19 protein-coding genes are annotated in these 19,954 nt (G+C 59.0%); 5 read left to right on the top strand and 14 right to left on the bottom strand.

The window, feature by feature from the left end; translation table 11 throughout:
* Positions 1–109: 109 nt before the first annotated feature.
* The 3 genes from GOX66_RS07355 to GOX66_RS07345 all read left to right on the top strand — a co-directional run bounded on the left by GOX66_RS07355 (position 110) and on the right by GOX66_RS07345 (position 2,679).
* Entirely contained in the window at positions 110–499 is a 390-nt protein-coding gene (locus tag GOX66_RS07355) for a hypothetical protein (RefSeq protein ID WP_170761135.1), read from the top strand.
* A 63-nt stretch (positions 500–562) separates the two neighbouring features.
* Positions 563–1,945: a leucyl aminopeptidase family protein gene (locus GOX66_RS07350; protein ID WP_170761133.1), complete on the top strand. Its 1,383-nt coding sequence runs from the start codon at positions 563–565 to the stop codon at positions 1,943–1,945.
* Positions 1,942–2,679: a C40 family peptidase gene (locus GOX66_RS07345; RefSeq protein ID WP_170761131.1), complete on the top strand. Its 738-nt coding sequence runs from the start codon at positions 1,942–1,944 to the stop codon at positions 2,677–2,679. Before GOX66_RS07350 ends, GOX66_RS07345 begins: the two co-directional genes overlap by 4 nt.
* Here the strand turns inward: GOX66_RS07345 and GOX66_RS07340 are convergent.
* The 11 genes from GOX66_RS07340 to GOX66_RS07290 form a co-directional block, all read right to left on the bottom strand.
* A complete protein-coding gene (locus GOX66_RS07340; RefSeq protein ID WP_170761129.1) occupies positions 2,676–3,026 on the bottom strand; it encodes a DUF2794 domain-containing protein in 351 nt (116 codons plus the stop codon). The genes GOX66_RS07345 and GOX66_RS07340 overlap by 4 nt on opposite strands.
* A 76-nt stretch (positions 3,027–3,102) precedes the next feature.
* A complete protein-coding gene (locus GOX66_RS07335) occupies positions 3,103–4,767 on the bottom strand; it encodes an ABC transporter permease (protein WP_170761128.1) in 1,665 nt (554 codons plus the stop codon).
* A gap of 119 nt (positions 4,768–4,886) precedes the next feature.
* A complete protein-coding gene (locus GOX66_RS07330) occupies positions 4,887–6,107 on the bottom strand; it encodes a phenylacetate--CoA ligase family protein (protein WP_170761126.1) in 1,221 nt (406 codons plus the stop codon).
* A 19-nt stretch (positions 6,108–6,126) separates the two neighbouring features.
* Entirely contained in the window at positions 6,127–6,960 is an 834-nt protein-coding gene (locus GOX66_RS07325; RefSeq protein ID WP_170761125.1) for an ABC transporter ATP-binding protein, read from the bottom strand.
* Positions 6,961–7,029: 69 nt separating this feature from the next.
* The gene (locus GOX66_RS07320; RefSeq protein ID WP_170761122.1) at positions 7,030–8,313 is read right to left on the bottom strand and encodes an ABC transporter substrate-binding protein; all 1,284 of its coding nucleotides are present in this window, start codon (positions 8,311–8,313) and stop codon (positions 7,030–7,032) included.
* A gap of 73 nt (positions 8,314–8,386) precedes the next feature.
* The gene (locus tag GOX66_RS07315; protein ID WP_170761120.1) at positions 8,387–9,463 is read right to left on the bottom strand and encodes a branched-chain amino acid ABC transporter permease; all 1,077 of its coding nucleotides are present in this window, start codon (positions 9,461–9,463) and stop codon (positions 8,387–8,389) included.
* A 3-nt stretch (positions 9,464–9,466) separates the two neighbouring features.
* On the bottom strand, positions 9,467–9,724 hold the full coding sequence (locus GOX66_RS07310; RefSeq protein WP_170761118.1) for a hypothetical protein: 258 nt from the start codon (positions 9,722–9,724) through the stop codon (positions 9,467–9,469).
* Positions 9,721–9,975, bottom strand: coding sequence for a hypothetical protein (locus GOX66_RS07305; protein WP_170761116.1), 255 nt, complete (start codon positions 9,973–9,975; stop codon positions 9,721–9,723). The genes GOX66_RS07310 and GOX66_RS07305 overlap by 4 nt, the downstream gene beginning before the upstream one ends.
* The gene (locus tag GOX66_RS07300; protein WP_170761114.1) at positions 9,976–10,962 is read right to left on the bottom strand and encodes a branched-chain amino acid ABC transporter permease; all 987 of its coding nucleotides are present in this window, start codon (positions 10,960–10,962) and stop codon (positions 9,976–9,978) included.
* Between the two features lie 29 nt (positions 10,963–10,991).
* Positions 10,992–11,810 carry an ABC transporter ATP-binding protein gene (locus GOX66_RS07295; protein WP_170761112.1) on the bottom strand — a complete coding sequence of 273 codons (819 nt, stop codon included), beginning with the start codon at positions 11,808–11,810 and terminating at the stop codon, positions 10,992–10,994.
* 78 nt (positions 11,811–11,888) lie between these two features.
* Complete coding sequence (locus GOX66_RS07290) at positions 11,889–13,862, bottom strand: AMP-binding protein (RefSeq protein ID WP_170761110.1); 1,974 nt, start codon at positions 13,860–13,862, stop codon at positions 11,889–11,891.
* 277 nt (positions 13,863–14,139) lie between these two features.
* On the opposite strand from GOX66_RS07290, the gene GOX66_RS07285 reads away from it, so the two are divergent.
* Positions 14,140–14,490, top strand: a complete 351-nt coding sequence (locus GOX66_RS07285; RefSeq protein WP_170761108.1) for an immunity protein Imm33 domain-containing protein — start codon at positions 14,140–14,142, stop codon at positions 14,488–14,490.
* Positions 14,491–14,571: 81 nt separating this feature from the next.
* Here the strand turns inward: GOX66_RS07285 and mutT are convergent, their stop codons facing one another.
* The 3 genes from mutT to GOX66_RS07270 are packed head-to-tail and all read right to left on the bottom strand — an operon-like array spanning position 14,572 to position 17,046.
* Positions 14,572–14,970: an 8-oxo-dGTP diphosphatase MutT gene (mutT, locus tag GOX66_RS07280; RefSeq protein WP_170761106.1), complete on the bottom strand. Its 399-nt coding sequence runs from the start codon at positions 14,968–14,970 to the stop codon at positions 14,572–14,574.
* On the bottom strand, positions 14,967–16,193 hold the full coding sequence (gene argJ / locus GOX66_RS07275; RefSeq protein WP_170761104.1) for a bifunctional glutamate N-acetyltransferase/amino-acid acetyltransferase ArgJ: 1,227 nt from the start codon (positions 16,191–16,193) through the stop codon (positions 14,967–14,969). The genes mutT and argJ overlap by 4 nt, the downstream gene beginning before the upstream one ends.
* Before the next feature lie 4 nt (positions 16,194–16,197).
* The gene (locus GOX66_RS07270; protein WP_170761102.1) at positions 16,198–17,046 is read right to left on the bottom strand and encodes a peptidylprolyl isomerase; all 849 of its coding nucleotides are present in this window, start codon (positions 17,044–17,046) and stop codon (positions 16,198–16,200) included.
* 176 nt (positions 17,047–17,222) lie between these two features.
* On the opposite strand from GOX66_RS07270, the gene secA reads away from it, so the two are divergent.
* Positions 17,223–19,940, top strand: coding sequence for a preprotein translocase subunit SecA (gene secA / locus GOX66_RS07265; RefSeq protein WP_170761100.1), 2,718 nt, complete (start codon positions 17,223–17,225; stop codon positions 19,938–19,940).
* Positions 19,941–19,954 lie beyond the last annotated feature (14 nt).

Here is a 19,954-nt window from a genome sequence, read left to right as displayed (position 1 = left end):
TACCCCGAATTCGCAGAAAATTCGAGCGATTATCCTGCGCGGATGCAAGGTTTTGCAAAGGAATTCATCGCCAAAGTCGGGCTATGCCGTGGGGGCATAGAGATTTAGGGTGAATGTGGTGGATAAGATTATCACGCTTGAACATAAAGAATCCGTCCGGCTGGACCAGGACCGGTTGAACGGGTTGTACCGACAACTGGGCGACAAAAACGCACTGGATGTGCTGTGCCGCACGGTCGAGGAACTGGCCGTGCGCCTGTCGAACTGTGAACGGTTCTGGCGGCAGCGCGATTGGACGGGGCTGCGCAAGTGTTCGCGCTCGCTGGTTGCGATCTCGGAACAGATCGGGATGGTCGCGCTGGCCCGCGTTGCCGGCGATGTGGCGCGGACAGTCGACGCCGGGGATGCGGTCGCCACCGGTGCCACCCTGTCGCGGCTGATCCGGGTGGGTGAGAAATCGCTGACCGTGATCTGGGATCAGCAGGACCTTTCGGTCTGACAGGGCTTGCGGACAGATCAACGACCGCTAGGCTGGGCGCAAATCGAACCAGTCGAGATGCCCATGACTCTGTCCTTCGCTTCACCATCCGAGCCCTCTGTGTCGTTGCATGTCATCGCGCAATCCGATCTTGACGACTGGTTGAGCGGCCAGCCGGATCAGGTCGTATCCTGGGTCAGGGCCAGCGGGTTCACCGGCGCGATGGGTCAGGTCGTGCTGATCCCCGGCCCCGAGGGTGTTCTGACACACGCATTGGCAGGTTACGGCGAACCCTCCAGTCGCGCGCGCAAGCGGTTCCCGCTGGCCGCGGCAGCCGAAGCGCTGCCCGAAGGGGTGTACACCATCGCTTCGGGCGTGCCCGATGACGTGCTGGACACCGAATGCCTGGGCTGGCTTCTGACCGGCTATGCGTTTGACCACTATGCCAGTCAATCCCCGGCAAAGGCTCGTCTGACTGCACCCGAAGGCATAGATGCCGCCCGGATCGAAGTCCTGGCCAATGCCGAGGCCCTGACCCGTGATCTGGTCAACACGCCCACCTCGGACATGGGGCCAGAGCAGTTACAGGCTGCCGCCGAGGCACTGGGCCGGAAATTTGGAGCGTCCTGCGAAGTCATCTGCGGAGAGGCCCTGTTGGATCAGAATTTCCCAATGATCCATGCGGTTGGTCGCGCCGCCGCGCAGCAACCGCGTCTGATCGATATGAACTGGGGCGGTACTGGTCCGAAACTGACGCTGGTCGGCAAGGGGGTCTGTTTTGATACCGGCGGGCTGAACCTGAAACCGGGCAACTCGATGGCTTTGATGAAAAAGGACATGGGTGGCGCGGCGAATGTGCTGGGTCTGGCACGGATGATCATGGCGCTGAAGCTACCGGTGCAACTGCGGGTACTGATACCGGCGGTTGAGAACTCGGTTGCAGGGAATGCGTTTCGACCCGGCGACATCCTGACTTCACGCAAGGGTCTGACGGTTGAGATCAACAACACCGATGCCGAGGGGCGGCTGGTGCTGGCCGATGCGTTGGCTTTGGCGGCTGAGGGGGAACCGGACCTGGTGATCTCAATGGCGACGCTGACAGGTGCTGCGCGCGTGGCCGTCGGTGCCGATCTGGCGCCGTTTTACACGGATGACGACAATGCGGCCAAGGCGCTGGCGCGCGCCGGACAAAAAGCTGCCGACCCGGTCTGGCGGATGCCGTTTCATGAACCGTACGAGGCGATGATCGAACCGGGTGTCGCCGATCTGGACAACGCGCCCTCGGGCGGATTTGCGGGGTCCATCACTGCCGCCCTGTTCCTGCGCCGGTTTGCAGGTGACAGTGCCTATATGCATTTCGACATCTATTCGTGGCAGTCCAGTAAAGCCCCTGGTCGCAGCAAGGGCGGTCTGGGGCAAGGACCGCGCGCCCTGTTGGCCGCCCTGCCCGAGATTTTGGACCTATGACCCAGCAGCGTATCATAAAACCGGTCGTTGACCTGCTCTGTAACCCGGATGGCCCGCGGGACCGGCAGCTTTTGTATGGCGACACGGTCAACGTCGACAACTCGCAAGACGGTTGGAGCCACGTCACCGCGGACAAGGACGGATACACCGGCTGGATTGCCTCCAACCTCTTGGGACCGGAGCGGCCGGAAACCCATTGGATCACGGCGCCCTCCACACACGCCTATGCCGGTCCGGATATCAAAAGTCCGGATCTGGATTCCCTGAGTTTCGGCAGCAGGGTGCAGGCGCTGTCCGAAAAAAACGGGTTTCTGGAAACGGAACTGGGATTCATCCCCGCAGTGCACGCCAAGCTCAGCACTACCCGCCTGACTGACCCGGCGGCCGTGGCAGAGCTGTTTCTGGGTACGCCTTACCTGTGGGGAGGCAACAGCCGGTTTGGGGTGGATTGTTCGGGACTGATTCAGGCAGGTCTATTGGCCTGCGGCCTGCCCTGCCCCGGAGATAGTGGTGATCAGGAACGTGAGCTGGGCGAGGCGTTGCCAGCCGGAACACCGGCAAAACGCGGCGACCTGCTGTTTTGGAAGGGGCATGTCGCCTGGGTCTACGGCGAAGATATGCTATTGCACGCCAATGCCTACCACATGGACGTGACCTTTGAGCCGATGGATCAGGCCATTGCACGGATATTGGAACAGGGCGACGGGCCTGTTACGGCCCATAAAAGGCTCTAATCAGGGTCAACGGACCGAATAAGCTTGCGCTCCAATACCCGCAATACAGTCCGCAGATCATGGCCGCGTTTCAGAATGCGCCCGTCCATACCGACCACCGAGTACAACCCTTGCCTTTGCCGCAGGCGCGGGTGTTTCTCGACCCGGTAGATCGGGTGCTCTGCCGTTCGTCGAAAGATGGAAAACACTGCCATATCACACAGGTTGGATATTCCGTAATCGCGCCATTCTCCGGCGGCGACCATCCGGCCATAGACGGACAGGATATGTGACATCTCGCGCCGGTCGAACGCGACGGGCATCTGGGCCGAGTTTGCAGAAAACCGGCTAGGAGGCTGCATGTTCATAACCCAAGCCTTGCCGGAATTCGCGTTTGAATCAAGCCCGAAGCAAAAGAGTGTTGTATTTTTGAACCGCTGAACCCTAGCGCCGCCCGACCTGCCGACAGATCAGAATCACCGGCAAAAGCCCCACGGCCAGTATGACCAGCGAGGGAACAGCCGCGCCTTCCAGCCTCTCGTCCGAGGCCAGCCGATAGGCCTGGACCGCCAGAGTGTCAAAGTTGAAAGGCCGCATGATCAGCGTCGCGGGAAGCTCTTTCATTACATCGACAAAAACGATCAGAAGCGCCGTCAGCAGCGAAGGCGTCAGGATCGGCAAATGCACCCGGCGCAGCGTCCCCAGCGGTGTCTGCCCCAGAGACCGAGAGGCCGCGTCCATATTGGCGTGCACGGTGCTCTGCCCACCTTCATAGGCGCTGAGCGCTGCAGCCAGAAAGCGCACCATATAAGCAGCCACCAACAACCAGATCGAGCCTGTGACCAGCAGCCCTGTCGAAATGTCGAAGGTTTCGCGCATCCAGGCGTCCAGCGCGTTGTCGAAACTGGCAAAAGGTACCATCAGGCCAACCGCGATCACGCCACCCGGCACCGCATAGCCCAATCGCGCCAGATAACCTGCGGTGGCCGAACCCCTTCCCGGCCGCAGCCGTTGAAAGAAACCAACGCAGATCGCGGCGCAAACGGTGACCATTGCGGCCACGCCCGCCAGCGTCAGCGAGTTCTGAATGAACCCGATATAGCGCCGCGACAGCAGATTCTGTTCCGACGTCAAACCCATCTGGATCAGGATGAACACAGGCAGCAAAAAGCCCAGCAGCACCGGAATGGCACAGAGCGTAAACGCCGCCGCAGATTGCCAGCCTTTCAACCGCGCCGAGGGCAGAGACGCATGGCTTTTGCCAGTTTGGTAATACTTCGCCCTGCCGCGCTGCATCCGCTCGGCCACGGCCATAACCAACGCAAAACCCAGCAGGCAAAGGGCAAGCTGCGCCGCGGCGGCGCGGTCGCCGATCGAGAACCAGCTGGTGTAGATACCGGTGGCAAAGGTCTGCACGCCGAAATAGGCCACTGTGCCAAAATCGGCGATGGTTTCCATGATTGCCAGCAGAACACCTCCTGCAATGGCTGGGCGGGCCATGGGCAGGGAAACGTGCCAAAACGCCAGCCAGGGGCTCTTGCCCAGCGCTCGGGCAGCCAGAAAGGCAGTGGCGCTTTGCTGCAGAAACGCCGCGCGGGCCAGCAGGTAAACGTATGGATAGAGGACCAGAATCAGCATCACCGCCGCGCCTTCGGTCGAGCGGATTTCGGGGAACCAATAGTCGCGCGGACCCCAGCCGGTCAGATCACGCAACGTAGTCTGGACGATCCCCGGGTGATCCAGAATGAAAGTATAGGCATAGGCCAGAACGTAGGCCGGAAAGGCCAGCGGCAGAACCAGCGCGATTTCCAGAAAACGCACGCCGGGGAAGCGTGTCATCGTCACCAGCCACGCGGCGCCGACACCAATGGAAAAAGTACCTGCGGCCACCAGAACCACCAAAATCACCGTCGTCAGCGCATAGCGTGGCAGAACCGTATCCAGCAGGTGCGAAATCGTATCTGTCCCGCCTGTAACCGCCGCCAGAACGACGGCCAGCATCGGCAACAAACAGGCGGCGGCCACCAGACAAGCGACCGTACCCACCAAACGAGTGCCAAACACGCCCCGATTGCGTGCTCCGTGTTCTGAATAATCGATTTCGGCCATGTTTCCGGCTTGTGACTGGCAAAGGCGCAGATTCAGCCTTTAATCGACCAAAATGCTAAGAAACACCAGTGCGCGGGGGAACAAATCTGCGGCACATACTGCCGCAGAGCTGTATTGGGTCATTCATAGACGCGCTGATCTTCGATCACCAACCCGTCCTTGGGCAGTGATCCGGGGGCTACGACCTCGATCGCACCTTTCAGTTTCAGCACTTCGACCACGGATTTGGCATAGGCCACGTCGTCTCCGCCCTGGCTTTCGATCTGAACGGTCATTGTGTCCATTTCACCCTGACGGGCGGCGATCACGCGGGCCTTGACGATTTCCTCGTGCTTGTCGACCAGCGCCGCCACCTGCTCGGGGCGCACGAACATGCCCTTGATCTTGGTGGTCTGATCGGCGCGGCCCATCCAACCTTTAATCCGCAGATTGGTGCGCCCACAAGGCGAGATGCCCGGCATGATGGCAGACAGATCTCCGGTCGCAAACCGAATAAGCGGGTAGTCAGGGTTCAGGGACGTCACCACGACCTCCCCCACCTCGCCCTGCGCCACAGGTGTTCCGGTCCCCGGCGTGACAATCTCAACGATAACATGCTCGTCGATGATCATCCCTTCCATTGCGTCACTTTCATAGGCGACGTTACCCAGGTCGGCCGTCGCATAACATTGCAGACACGAGATACCCCGGTCAGCATAGTCCTGACGCAGAGACGGGAACAGCGCACCACCACCCACGGCAGCGGTTGTGAAGCTCAGGGCAACGCCCATCTCGTCAGCCTTGTCCAGAATCACCTTCAGGTAATCTGGTGTCCCGGCATAAGCCGTGCAGCCTACATCCCGGGCTGCGGTTACCTGCAGTTCTGTCTGACCGGTTCCGGCGGGCAGCACCGCCGCCCCAACGGCCCGTGCCCCGCTTTCAAAAATCATCCCCGCAGGTGTCAGGTGATAGCCAAAGCAGTTCTGAACGATATCGCCCGGCCCGACGCCTGCCGCGTGCAGGAACCGCCCCATGCGCCACCAGTCCGGATCGGTGCTGCCGGGTTCATAGATCGGTCCGGGGGATTGAAACACGTGGTGAAAATGCCGGGCTGGTTTGACGGTAAAGCCGCCAAAAGGCGGGCGGGCCGCCTGCGCCTGTGCCAGATCGGACTTCCTTAGTACCGGCAGTTTTGCAAGATCCTCCACCGAAGCAACAGCATCAGTGTCGGACTCTGCCAGATGCGCCGCAAAGCCCGGAGCAGACTTTGCCCGATCGATCTGAATGCGCAAAGCCTGCGCCTGATCGGCGGCACGTTGGTCGGCTGAACGGGTCTCGAGCGCGTCAAAATATTTCGTCATGACCAGATCCTCCATCCGCTTATAGCCACCTCTTGCGGCGGCGGTATGAGCGCACGTCGCGGAAACTTTTGCGCCCCTCGTCAGACATGCCCAGGTAGAATTCCTTCACGTCCGGATTTTCGCGTAATTCGGCTGCCGGGCCATCCATCACGACACGGCCCGATTCCAAGATATAGCCGTAATGCGCGAACCGCAGCGCCACGTTGGTGTTCTGTTCGGCCAGCAGGAAGGACACGCCCTCTTTCTCGTTCAGATCCTTAACGATGCCAAAAATCTCTTCGACCAGCTGCGGCGCCAGTCCCATCGAGGGTTCATCCAGCAGGATCGTCTCGGGCCGCGACATCAATGCCCGGCCCATCGCCACCATCTGCTGCTCACCACCCGAAGTATAACCTGCCTGCGACCGGCGACGTTCCTTGAGGCGCGGGAAATATGTGTAGACAAGGTCCAGATCCTGCTGAATCGCGGCCTTACCGTCCTTGCGCGTGTAGGCACCGGTCAGCAGGTTTTCCTCGACCGTCAGGTGTTCGAAGCAATGACGGCCCTCCATCACCTGGATGACACCCTTTTCCACCAGATCGGCGGGGTCGCTTTCATGCACGCTGGTCCCGCGATAGGTGATCGTCCCCTTGGTGACCTCACCCCGTTCCGAGTGCAGCAGGTTCGACACTGCCTTGAGCGTCGTCGTCTTGCCCGCGCCGTTGCCACCCAGCAGGGCTGTGATCCCACCCTTGGGCACGGTCAGGCTGACGCCTTTCAGGACGAGGATCACGTGATTGTAGATCACCTCGATATTGTTGACCTCAAGCAGGGTTTCCGCCTGCACTTCGGTGGTTTGTTCCGCATCCAGCATCAGCGCGTGTCCTCATGCCTGTGTTGGGTTCGGAGCGGCAGTCCCCGCCGCCCCGCGTTTCAAGGCGCCTTAGTTGCAGCGCGATCCGATGTTGTTCTCCGAGGCGTAAGCCGCGGAGTCTTCGTCGATCAGCGCGCCAATCACTTCACCATCGGTTGGTTTGAAGTCCGAGATCATCGTCCAGGTCTTGTTTGCTGCGTCCCACTGGGTCACACCCACCAGAGCGTCGCCACCATGGTTTTCGCAGGAAACCGAGAATGTTGGACCAAAGTTCGGTAGACCCAGTTCGGTCATCTTCTCCTCGGTCATCTCCAATGCTTCCATGCCGGCGCGCATTTCGGTCGCGGTGATGTCGGCATTGCCCGAGATTTCCTGTGCTTTCTTAATGGCTTCGGCGGCCAGAACTGCGGCATACATACCGCGGTTATACAGGACCGTACCGACCTGATCGCCCGCACCAGCGGCTTTGCCCGCATCGACCACGTGTTTCTGCAGATCTTCAAAGACCGGGAAGTTCGTGCCGACATTGTGGAAGGTCAGTGCCTTGTAGCCATTGGCGGCTTCACCGGCAGGCAATACGTCGTTTTCCGAACCGGACCACCAGACACCAATGAAGTTCTCCATCGGGAAGCGGATGTTGGCGGCCTCTTGTACCGCAACCTGGTTCATCACGCCCCAGCCCCACATCAGGACATAGTCGGGACGATCACGACGGATTTGCAGCCACTGCGATTTCTGCTCCTGGCCTGGGTGATCGACCGGCAGGGCGACCAGTTCAAAGCCGTGTTTCTTGGACAGCTCTTCCAGGGTGCGGATCGGTTCCTTGCCATAGGCCGAGTTGTGATAGACCAGCGCGATTTTCTTGCCGCTCAGATCGCCGCCGTTTTCCTCAAGCAGATAGTTGATCGCACCCGAAGCCCCGTCCCAATAGTTGGCCGGATAATTGAAGGTGTGGCTGAACACATCGCCGTTCTTGGCTGAGGTCCGTCCATATCCCATTGTGTGCAGCGGAATGTCGTCTGCGGTCACTTTCGGGATCAGCTGATATGTGATGCCCGTGGACAGCGGTTGATACACCAGAGCACCTTCGCCCTTGGTAGATTCATAGCATTCCACACCTTTTTCGGTGTTATAGCCGGTTTCGCATTCGATAACCCGGACAGGAACGCCGCCGATGCCGCCATCGCGTTCGTTCAGCAGGGTAAAATAGTCATTGTATCCATCCGAGAACGGAATACCGCCAGCCGCGTAAGGGCCCGTGCGATAGCTCAGATCGGGGATCACAAGATCCGCAAGTGCGGGCCCTGCGGCCATCAGGGCGCCCAGCGCCGCGGTTGCCAGTTTTATTTTCATCGGGTGTATCCTCCCTTGGTTTATCCGATGTTGGGTTCGGGCTTCGCACCCGTCTTCTGATTGGGCCCGCCCCTTAGTGGGGGAACGGCCAGAGTCTGAGTTTTTCCTTGGCTACGCGCCATAGCTGCGCCAGCCCGTGCGGTTCGAGGATCAGGAACAGAATGATCAGCGCGCCCACGATCACCAGCTGCAGATGCGCCACGATATCGGTGGGCCAGCCCAGTACGTCGACCCCGACCACCTTCAGTACGACGGGCAGCAGAACCAGGAAGGCCGCGCCGGCGAAAGATCCGAAAATAGACCCTAATCCACCGATAATGATCATGAACAGCACCAGGAATGATTTCTGGATTCCAAACGCCTCGCCCACCTCAACCGCGCCCAGATAGACCGCAAAGAACAGTGCACCGGCGATGCCGACGAAGAACGAACTAACGGCAAAGGCTGTCAGCTTGGCTTTCAGCGGATTCACTCCGATAATCTCGGCGGCAATGTCCATGTCGCGGATCGCCATCCATTTCCGCCCGGTTGTGCCTCGCGTCAGGTTGCGCGCGATCAGGGCGCTGACCGACAGGAAAATCAGGCAGAACATATAGGTTGCCCAAGCCGGCGCATTCGGACCGGTGATGATTATGCCAAACACATCCCGTTCCGGCGCATTGATCTGGCCCGAGGCCGAATAGTTGTAGAACCACGGCACCCGGTTGAAGAGCCATACAAGGAAGAATTGCGCAGCCAGCGTGGCCACTGCCAGATAAAATCCCTTGATCCGCAGGGATGGCAAGCCAAACAGCACACCGACGATGGCCGTGATCCCCCCGGCGAGGATCACGTGGATGAACATGCTGACATCAGGAAATGCAGTCATCAGCTTGTAACAGGCATAGGCCCCCACAGCCATGAACCCACCGGTGCCCAAGGATACCTGACCGCAATAGCCCACCAGAATGTTCAGACCGATGGCCGCAATGGCATAGATCAGGAAGGGCAACAGCAGCGCGTTGGCCCAATAATCATTGATGACGAAGGGGATGATCCCAAACGCCACCGCCAGAACCGCATAATACCGATACCGATCGAACTTGATCGGGAAAGTCTGGTTGTCATCCACGTAAGAGACTTTGAAATCTCCGGCCTCACGATAGAACATGTCTTACCTTCCCCATTCTTCCTGCGCCCGGTTGCGGGCCTTGGCGTCCAGTTGCTTGGACCCCTTTGCGTATCCGCTCGCCTCTGAAGAGCGCACCAGTTTGATGTAGGCCAAAACCCCGGTCACCAATCCGGCAAAGGCCAGGATCGCGGAGATCACCAACTGGCTGGCTGTCAGATCTTCCGAGGTGATCGCGATATAGCCAAATGCCCAGAACCCTGCCCAAGCGATCACATTGATGATGGCGATCAGCTTCTTCATGTCGTAGCTCTCCCGCCTTTGACATTCAGCCAATGCACCACCGCAGCAAACGCGGCGTAGAAGAGCAACGAATCCAACGCTCGAATGTAGCTCGCATACATAAAGACTTTGAGCTGCCATTCCGTTTCCGCTCCCATGTTCGCCCCGGCGCCTGCCAGATGGACCTCGAAACACTCCCCAATCGTTCTCACCAGCCCATAGCCCAGCAATATAACAGGGAGTGCTTTGAAGAGGGGTTCCAATCTATCCATTTAAACTCTCTCGATAATTTTTTCACCGAAGAGACCTTGCGGCCGGAACACAAGGAAGATCAGCGCCAGCACATAGGCGAACCAGTTCTCGGTCGCGCCGCCGACCAGCGGGCCGATGGAAAACTCGAACAGCTTCTCCCCCACACCGATGATCAGCCCGCCGACGATGGCCCCGGGGATCGAGGTGAATCCGCCCAGCATCAGCACCGGCAGCGCCTTGAGCGCGATCAGCGACAGCGAGAACTGCACGCCCGACTTGGTGCCCCACATGATACCGGCGACCAGCGCCACGAAACCTGCTACCGACCAGACCATGATCCAGATGAAGTTCAGCGAAATCCCCACCGACAACGCCGCCTGATGGTCATCCGCCACCGCGCGCATTGCCCGGCCCTGTTTGGTGTACTGGCTGAAGGCGACCAGAGCCGCCACCAGCAGCGCCGCAATCACCGTTGCAACGATATCCAGATTGTCGATGAAGAAGCCGTAGCCGAAGATGTTGAACGTGCTCTCATCGATCCACAGGTTGATACCCTGCGGCAGACCCACATCCAGCGTCTTGATCTCGGATCCCCACATCAGGTCGGCAACACCTTCAAGGAAATAGGCCAGACCGATGGTCGCCATGAACAGGATGATCGGCTCCTGCCCGACCAGATGGCGCATAACAAAGCGTTGAACGCACCAGGCCAGCAGCACCATCACTCCCATGGTCAGGACAATTGCCAGCAACGCAGGCACATTCCAGCCGAAATAGTGGATATGCGTGCCGAATGTGGCATTGATCACATGCGCGAACGGTACCTGCCCGTTCATGATCCCCACCAGTGTCATCGCGGCAAACAGGGCCATAACCCCCTGGGCATAATTGAAAATCCCCGACGCCTTGTAGATAAGTACAAAGCCCAGAGCCACCAGCGCATAAAGCACCCCGGCCATCAGACCGTTAAGGATAACCTCCATTGCGAAAATCAGCTGATCAGGCATGTGCGCCTCCCCTCATGTCTGTCAGTTGCTCAGTCATGGCTCACCCCCAGATAGGCGTCGATGACTTCCTGATTGCTGCGCACATCGTCCGGCGTGCCGTCCCCGATTTTCTTGCCGTAATCCATCACGACCACCCGGTCGCTCAGGTCCATCACCACACCCATATCGTGCTCGATCAGCGCGATTGTGGTGCCGAATTCGTCATTCACATCGAGGATAAAGCGGCTCATGTCCTCTTTCTCTTCGACGTTCATGCCGGCCATCGGTTCGTCCAACAGCAACAGTTTGGGCTCCGCCGCCAGGGCACGGGCCAGTTCGACCCGTTTTTTCAACCCGTATGGCAGGCGTGACACCGGCGTTTTGCGGATGTGCTGGATTTCCAGAAAGTCGATGATCTTTTCCACGGCTTCGCGGTTTTCAACCTCTTCCACCTCAGCTTTGCCCTTCCACAGCGCCTGCTGAAAGATGTTGGTTTTCATGTAGTTCAGCCGCCCGGTCATGACGTTGTCCAAAACGCTCATGCCTTCGAACAGGGCGATGTTCTGGAACGTCCGGGCAATGCCTTGCTGCGCGACCTCAAATGGCCGCATCGGTGGGCGCTTGGCCCCGTGGAACCAAACTTCACCCTCCTGCGGGACATAGAACCCCGAGATAACGTTCAGCATCGAGGACTTGCCCGCCCCGTTCGGACCGATAATGGCGCGGATCTCGCCTTCGCGGATGTCGAACGAGATGTCCTTGATCGCCACCACACCGCCGAACCGCAGAGTGATGTTCTTCATCTCCATCACCACGCCGCCGATCTTGCGGCCATCTTCGGTGACATATCCTTCGGAGTTATCCAGCATCAGTCACTCCCTGACTTGCGCAAATACGGGACGGCGGGCGGGGTGAAGACCGCAGGTCGAGCGGCGCATGACGGCCCCTCATTCCGCAGCCACCTTTTGCTGTGCGACCGGCACAACCGGCGCATCGACAATCTCGAGCGTCGCACTGATCGAGCCCTTGCGGCCGTCCTCATAGGTCACTTCGGTCGTGGTCGAAACAGTCTCGGACCCGTCGTAGAGCGCGGCGATGATGTCGTTGAACTTGTCTTCGACAAAGCCGCGGCGCACTTTGCGGGTGCGGGTCATTTCACCGTCATCTGCGTCCAGTTCCTTGTGCAGAACCACAAAGCGATGCACCTGACATCCTGACAGCATTTCATCAGCAGCAACGGACTTGTTCACTTCTTCGACATGGCCGCGAATCGTCTCTAACACACGGGGATGGCCCGCCAGTTCCTGATATGAGGCATAGGCCACATTGTTGCGTTCCGCCCAATTGCCCACCGCCGTCAGGTCAATATTGATAAAAGCGACACATCGATCCTTGCCGTTGCCGAACAGAACAACTTCAAGGATGTCAGGATAGAACTTCAGCTTGTTCTCGACATATTTCGGCGCAAACATCGACCCGTCAGCCATTTTACCAACATCCTTGGCCCGGTCGATGATCCTCAGGTGGCCCGAGTTTTCCTCGATGAACCCGGCATCTCCAGTGGCAACCCAACCCTCGGCATCCTTGGTCGAAGCTGTGGAGTCCGGGTTGTTAAAATACTCGACGAACACGCCCGGCGAGCGGTAGTGAATTTCGCCTTTGTCATCGATCTTCAATTCCACATCAGGCGCGGGGACGCCAACAGTGTCGGCACGAACCTCGCCATCCGGTTGAACGGTGATGAATACGGTGGCTTCGGTCTGGCCGTAAAGCTGCTTCAGGTTGATGCCGAGGGAGCGGTAGAAATCAAAGATTTCCGGCCCGATCGCCTCGCCCGCGGTATAGCCCACTCGGAACCGGCCATAGCCCAGTGTGTCTTTCAGCGGTCCATAAACCAGAATATTTCCCAACGCGTATTTCAGGCGGTCTCCGAAACCCACCGGCTTTCCGTCCAGCAGCAAACCACCCACTTTCTTGGCATGCGCCATAAAGTGATGGAACATCCGCTGCTTCAGTTTGCCGGCATCCTCCATGCGGATCATGACGTTGGTCAGCTGCGTTTCGAACACTCGCGGAGGGGCAAAGAAATAAGTCGGCCCGATCTCGCGCAGGTCGGTCATCATCGTTTCGGCGCTTTCGGGGCAGTTCACACAGAATCCGCACCAATAGGCCTGACCGATGGAAAATATGAAATCGCCCACCCAGGCCATCGGCAGGTAGGACAGGATGTCCTCATTCCGGGTCAGGTGATCGAAATCGGCCGAGTTTTTGGCGCTTTCGATCACATTGCGGTTCGACAACACCACGCCTTTGGGTTTGCCCGTGGTGCCCGAGGTGTACAGCATCACGCAGGTGTCGTCGTAAGTGATTTCCGAGATACGGCGGTCCAGCTCGGCGTCAAAACGGGCGTGACCGGCACTCCCCTCCGCCATTAGATCCGCAAGCGCGTTCATCTGAGAGTGGTCGTATTTCCGCATCCCACGCTTGTCGGTGTAGAGGATGTGTTTGACCTGATGCAGGTTTTCCTGAATCTCGATAACCTTGTCGACCTGCTCCTGATCGCCGCAGACGACGTATTTCGCGCCGCAATGCTCCAGCACATAGGCCATCTCTTCGGCCACCGCGTCCTGATAGAGCGGGACCGGCACCGCGCCGACCATCTGGGCTGCGACCATCGACCAGTAATGCGCGGGGCGGTTGCGCCCGATCACCGCGATGTGGTCACCTTTCTCAACGCCAAGCTCCAGAAATCCCAATGCAATCGAACGGATTTCCCTGGCTGCCTCAGCCCAGGTCCAGCATTGCCAGATCCCGAATTCCTTTTCACGGTAGGCCGGTGCATCCCCGAGCTGGGTGACATTGCGGTGTAGTAGCGCCGGAAGGGAGTGCAACCCTTCGGCGCCCGTCTGCGTCTGAGCCAATCTCTTTCTCCTCCCTATCCGACCCCACCTCGGGCCGGAAACGGCAGACCCGAGGAACACCTCGGACGCCAGCGCCCCGATTAAGGGACGCTTGCACAATCAGCGTCAACTTTTTCCTGATGTTTTCTCAATTCTTACGAATTGTAACAGAGGGTGGGCGACCAGAGTTTCAGCATATGAAAACCATAACTGCTGAAATTAATATCAATTGTGACGATTGGGTAATGTGAACTCCAAGCTCTCAATGCATAACATCGCTAGGAAGTAGGAGGACGTTTTGAAACAGGAAATTCGACAATCGCAAAAAGTGACCTGCAACAACTTGGGTGTTGAAATTTGCGAAGCTTTTGCTGGCGACAAATTAGGCATATCTCAATCTGCCCTAGAGGGATTGATGCCGTTGAACGGACTTCGTCATCCAACAGCTTTTGGTGTATCCGGCTGGTATATTTGGGGCGGAGAAGTGCTGTCGGATTCTCCTGATTTCTTCAAACCCATTCACCTTGCTCATTTGGAGAACAGCTGCAGGCTCAGCCTCAAATACCTGCTGCTTCCGCCTGGGTGGCGTTTTCTGACTGATGGCACTTATGAAGATATGTGGTTCGATCCAGCCTTGCTTGAAGTCTAAACAACTCCTGTCACTTGCCACCGCGTCTTCAGTAGCTGACACCCCCACCGCCTAACTGAAATTTCTTGGGCAACAGTTGTCTCACAACCAATCCCTCAATATCGGGATCAGCGGCACATCCGCCGCAGGCATCGGATAGTTGCGCAACTCGTTGGCGCGCACCCATTTCAGCGCCTGACCTTCCTTGGATTGCGGGATGCCCTCCCATTTGCGGCAGGCAAAGAGCGGCATTAGCAAGTGGAAATTGTCATAGCTGTGGCTGGCGAAGGTCAGCGGCGCCAGACACGAAGCCCAGGTGTCGATGCCCAGCTCCTCGTGCAATTCGCGGATCAGGGCGGCCTCGGGGGTTTCACCGGGTTCGATCTTGCCGCCGGGGAATTCCCAGAGACCGGCCATGGATTTGCCCTCGGGGCGCTGCGCCAGCAACACCCGGCCCTCAATGTCGATCAGGGCGACAGCAGAGACTAATATGGTCTTCACGAGCGGTAATCCGCGTTGATCTCGATATATCCATGCGTCAGGTCACAGGTCCAGACAGTGGACTTGCCGTCGCCCAGCCCCAGATCGACGGCGATCACCAGATCCTGACCTTTCATATAGGCGGCGGCATCCTCTTCCCGGTAATCCGGGCTGACCCAGCCATTTTCGGCCACCAGAATGTCACCGAAGGAAATGCTCAGCAGGTCACGGTCGGCTGCCGCGCCGGATTTACCGATGGCCATGACCACGCGGCCCCAGTTCGGGTCTTCGCCTGCAATGGCCGTCTTGACCAGAGGCGAATTGGCAATGGCCAGTCCGTGTACCTTGGCATCCGCATCCGAGGCCGCTCCGATCACGCGGATTTCCACGAATTTCGTCGCGCCTTCACCATCGCGGACAACCTGTTGCGCGAGGTCCAGCATCACGCCCTCCAATGCCTCGGCAAACACTTCGCTGTTGGTCGCATCGACGCCCGAGGCCCCGGTTGCGCACAACAGCAGGCTGTCCGAGGTCGACGTATCGCTGTCCACCGTGATGCAGTTGAAGGTCCGGTCTGTCTGCGCGCCCAGCATGGCCTGCAACGCCGTTTGCTCGACCTGCGCGTCCGTGAAAATGTAGACCAGCATCGTCGCCATATCCGGCGCGATCATGCCCGACCCCTTGGCAATCCCCGCAATAGAGACTGTTTTGCCGTCCACCTCGACCTGCGCCGACGCACCTTTCGGGAACGTATCGGTGGTCATGATGGCGCGCGCCGCGTCTTCGACAGCGTGGCGACTGAGGCCCGCTTTCAGCGTCTCCAACTGCGCCACGATACGCTCATGCGGCAGCGGCTCGCCAATCACACCGGTCGACGAGGTAAAGACCCGCTCGGCGGGAACGCCAGTAGCTGCCGAAATCGCCTGGGTCACCTCAGCCACCGAGGTCTGGCCGTAGTGGCCGGTAAAGGCGTTGGCATTGCCCGAGTTCACAAGGATCGCCGCAGGCCCATCGCTGGCGCCGCCGATCTTGTCCTGGCAGTCCAGCACCGGGGCCGCGCGGGTGGCCGAACGCGTAAACACCCCGGCAACCGAGGTGCCGGGGTCCATCACGGCCAGCATGACATCCGTCCGGCCCTGATAGCGTACGCCCGCCTCGACGGTGGCGAAGCGCACACCGTCAATTGCGGGCAGATCGGGGAAAGCCGCAGGGGCCAGCGGCGAAACCTTGGTGATCGTGGCCACGGGGTTACTCCTGAATCAAGTCCAGCTGGCGGATGACTTCGGGGCCGGTGCCATCCAGCGCCGGGCGTTCGATCTGCGCCTGTTGGGTCAACTCGTCGATCTTGGCCTGAATCGCGTCCTGCCGGATAGTCTGGGCCAGTTGGTCCCGTACGGCCGCCAGTTCAGGCGCCTGTGCCTTGCGCGTGTCGTTCAGGATGACGACGTGCCAGCCGAACTGCGTCTGCACCGGGTCCGAAACCTGCCCCTTTTCAAGACCCAGAACGGCGTTTTCGAATTCAGGTACCATCTGACCCTTGCCGAACCAACCCAGCGCGCCGCCGTTGGGACCAGACGGGCCGGTGGATTTCTCTTTGGCGAGTTCCGCAAAGTCGGCGCCATCATCCAGTTGCGCCTTGATGGCTTTGGCCTCGTCCTCGGTCTCGACAAGGATATGGCTGGCGTCAAATTCCTCAGCACCTTCGAAATCGGCGAATTGCTTGTCATAGGCGGCCTGGATCGCCTCATCCGTCAACTCGTCCTCGGTAAGGCCGCTGACCGTCTGCACTGCCCGTAGCGAGCGCGCCTCGTTCTCAAGCGCCAGTGTGTTCAGTTTGGACAGGTCTTCCTGTTCCTGGCTCAGCAATTGCTGTTGTACCAGTTGCTCGAGAATGAAGTCATACAGGACGTCATCTTCCAACTGCTGGTATTGCGGCGGCAGTGTGGCCACGGTGGCGATGACGTGACCCAATGTGATCTCATCCCCGTTCACGCGCGCAACCACAGTCCCTGCATCCGGCTTGGTTTCGGCGGCAAGCGGCAGCGCCATCACGGCAGCAAGCGCCAGCGATGGCAGAAAAGTGAGGCCTTTGGGCATGGAATCATCCTATTTCTTTGCCGCGACAGGGCGCAGCGTTGACACTCTGGAACCTGCCGCTTACATCGCTTTGAAGCCTTGGACAGGGCCGCCTTTCACCCCCCGTATCTATGGGTTGCGCGCAAGGTGGGCAAGCCTGTCGCAACCACGATAAGAACAGATCCGCTGGAGTGAACATGCTGGGACTCGGAACGCTTGCCAAAAAGGTGTTCGGAACACCGAACGACCGCAAGATCAAGGCGACCCGCCCTCTGGTCGAAAAGATCAACGCGCTGGAACCCGAGTTCGAAAAACTGCCGGATGAAGGCCTGATCGAAAAAACCGAAGAGCTGCGCAAACGTGCACTGGACGGCGAAAGCCTTGATGACCTGCTGCCCGAAGCCTTTGCCAATGTGCGCGAAGGCGCCAAACGCGCACTGGGGCTGCGCGCCTTTGACGTTCAGCTGATGGGCGGCGTGTTCCTGCACCAGGGCAACATTTCGGAAATGAAGACCGGTGAGGGCAAGACCCTGGTGGCGACGTTCCCCGCCTATCTGAACGCTTTGACTGGCAAGGGCGTACACGTGGTTACGGTGAACGAATACCTGGCCAAACGTGACGCGGAATGGATGGGCAAGGTGTTTGGTGCCCTCGGCATGACTACCGGCGTGATCTGGTCGGGCCAGCCCGATGCCGAAAAGAAGGCCGCCTACGCCAGCGATATCACCTACGCCACCAACAACGAGCTGGGATTCGACTATCTGCGCGACAACATGAAAGCGGACCTGGCTGAAATCTATCAAAAGCACCACAATTTCGCGATCGTGGATGAGGTGGACTCGATCCTGATCGACGAGGCACGGACACCGCTGATCATCTCGGGCCCGTCCGAGGACCGCTCGGACTTGTACACCGCCATTGATAGCATGATTCCGTCGCTGAGTGACGACCACTACACGCTGGACGAAAAATCCCGCAACGTGACCTTCACTGACGAAGGCAACGAGTTTCTGGAACAACAGCTGATTGCCGCGGGACTGATCCCCGAAGGTCACTCGCTCTATGATCCCGAAAGCACCACAGTCGTGCACCACGTCAATCAGGGCCTGCGAGCGCACAAACTGTTCCAGCGCGACAAGGATTACATTGTGCGTGACGGAAACGTGGTGCTGATCGACGAGTTTACCGGCCGGATGATGCCGGGCCGCCGCCTGTCCGAAGGTCTGCACCAGGCCATCGAAGCCAAGGAAGGCGTTCAGATCCAGCCCGAGAACGTGACGCTGGCCAGTGTGACCTTCCAGAACTATTTCCGCCTCTATGACAAGCTGGGCGGCATGACCGGCACGGCGCTGACCGAGGCCGAGGAATTTGCCGAAATCTACGGTCTGGGCGTGGTCGAGGTTCCGACCAACAAGCCGATTGCTCGTCTGGATGAAGACGATCAGGTCTATCGTACAGCTGGTGAGAAATACACCGCGATGATCAACGAGACCAAAGAGGCGCGGGAAAAGGGCCAGCCGGTTCTGCTGGGCACCACCTCGATCGAGAAATCTGAACTGCTGAGCCAGATGCTGACCAAGGAAGGCATCGAACACAACGTTCTGAACGCCCGCCAGCACGAGCAGGAGGCGCAGATCGTCGCCGATGCGGGCCGGTTTGGCGCGGTCACCATCGCCACCAACATGGCCGGTCGCGGCACAGACATTCAGCTGGGCGGCAATGTGGAAATGAAGGTTTTACAGGCTCTGGCCGGGAACCCCGAGGCCGATCCAGCAGAATTGCGCGCAGCCGAAGAGGCGCGCCATTCGGAAGAAAAGGAAAAGGTTCTGGCCGCCGGTGGCCTTTACGTGATGGCCTCGGAACGGCATGAAAGCCGTCGCATCGACAATCAGCTGCGCGGCCGTTCAGGCCGTCAGGGTGACCCCGGCCGCACCGTATTCTACCTGAGCCTTGAAGATGACCTGATGCGCATCTTCGGCTCGGAACGGCTCGACAAGGTCCTGACCACGCTGGGCATGAAAGAGGGCGAAGCAATCGTCCACCCGTGGGTCAACAAATCACTGGAACGCGCGCAGTCCAAGGTCGAAGGCCGCAACTTCGACATGCGCAAGAACGTTCTGAAATTCGACGACGTGATGAACGACCAGCGGAAGGTGGTCTTCAGTCAGCGACGCGAGATCATGTCAACCGACGACCTGTCCGAGATCGTCTCGGATATGCGCGAGCAGGTGATCGACGATCTGATCGACGAATACATGCCGCCGAAAACCTACGCCGATCAGTGGGACACCGACGGATTGCACGAAGCGATCAGGGAAAAGCTGACCATCGACGCCCCGGTACAGGACTGGGCCGCCGAAGAAGGCGTGGATGACGAGCAAGTGCGCGAGCGTCTGGTCAAGGCCGCTGATGAGATGATGGCGCAGAAGGCGGTCGCTTTTGGCCCCGAAAACATGCGCAATATCGAAAAGCAGGTGCTGCTGCAGACCATCGACAGCAAGTGGCGCGAACATCTGCTGACGCTGGAACATCTGCGCTCGGTGGTTGGCTTCCGCGGCTATGCCCAGCGCGATCCGCTGAACGAATACAAGAACGAAAGCTTCCAGTTGTTCGAAGGTATGCTCGACAGCCTGCGCGAAACCGTGACACAGCAATTGTCGCGCGTGCGCCCGCTGACCGAAGAGGAACAGAAGGAAATGCTGGCGCAGATGGCAGCCCAGCAGGCACAGGCGCAAAAGGCAGTCGATCAGGCCGCCGGTCAGGCCGAAGCGGTGGCCGAAGCCGAAGCTTCCGGTGATCCGCGCCCCGGCTTTGCTGAGGATGATCCGGCAACCTGGGGTAACCCGTCGCGCAACGACAGATGCCCCTGCGGCTCCGGCAAGAAGTTCAAACATTGCCACGGGCGGCTGACCTGACGTCACCCTAATCC

It is taken from the genome of Ruegeria lacuscaerulensis (assembly GCF_013031245.1).
GTDB lineage: Bacteria > Pseudomonadota > Alphaproteobacteria > Rhodobacterales > Rhodobacteraceae > Ruegeria > Ruegeria lacuscaerulensis_C.
The sequence above is the reverse complement of the archived record's forward strand: the minus strand, read 5'-3'. Positions and strand labels throughout refer to the sequence as shown.

Bases quoted from the DNA above. Each gene is read 5' to 3' on its own strand.
- GOX66_RS07320 (WP_170761122.1), bottom strand. From the start codon at position 8,313: ATGAAAATAAAACTGGCAACCGCGGCGCTGGGCGCCCTGATGGCCGCA.
- GOX66_RS07345 (WP_170761131.1), top strand. From the start codon at position 1,942: ATGACCCAGCAGCGTATCATAAAACCGGTCGTTGACCTGCTCTGTAAC.
- GOX66_RS07315 (WP_170761120.1), bottom strand. From the start codon at position 9,463: ATGTTCTATCGTGAGGCCGGAGATTTCAAAGTCTCTTACGTGGATGAC.
- GOX66_RS07300 (WP_170761114.1), bottom strand. From the start codon at position 10,962: ATGCCTGATCAGCTGATTTTCGCAATGGAGGTTATCCTTAACGGTCTG.
- GOX66_RS07325 (WP_170761125.1), bottom strand. From the start codon at position 6,960: ATGCTGGATGCGGAACAAACCACCGAAGTGCAGGCGGAAACCCTGCTT.
- secA (WP_170761100.1), top strand. From the start codon at position 17,223: ATGCTGGGACTCGGAACGCTTGCCAAAAAGGTGTTCGGAACACCGAAC.
- GOX66_RS07335 (WP_170761128.1), bottom strand. From the start codon at position 4,767: ATGGCCGAAATCGATTATTCAGAACACGGAGCACGCAATCGGGGCGTG.
- GOX66_RS07330 (WP_170761126.1), bottom strand. From the start codon at position 6,107: ATGACGAAATATTTTGACGCGCTCGAGACCCGTTCAGCCGACCAACGT.
- GOX66_RS07350 (WP_170761133.1), top strand. From the start codon at position 563: ATGACTCTGTCCTTCGCTTCACCATCCGAGCCCTCTGTGTCGTTGCAT.
- GOX66_RS07295 (WP_170761112.1), bottom strand. From the start codon at position 11,810: ATGCTGGATAACTCCGAAGGATATGTCACCGAAGATGGCCGCAAGATC.
- GOX66_RS07340 (WP_170761129.1), bottom strand. From the start codon at position 3,026: ATGAACATGCAGCCTCCTAGCCGGTTTTCTGCAAACTCGGCCCAGATG.
- GOX66_RS07305 (WP_170761116.1), bottom strand. From the start codon at position 9,975: ATGGATAGATTGGAACCCCTCTTCAAAGCACTCCCTGTTATATTGCTG.
- GOX66_RS07310 (WP_170761118.1), bottom strand. From the start codon at position 9,724: ATGAAGAAGCTGATCGCCATCATCAATGTGATCGCTTGGGCAGGGTTC.
- GOX66_RS07270 (WP_170761102.1), bottom strand. From the start codon at position 17,046: ATGCCCAAAGGCCTCACTTTTCTGCCATCGCTGGCGCTTGCTGCCGTG.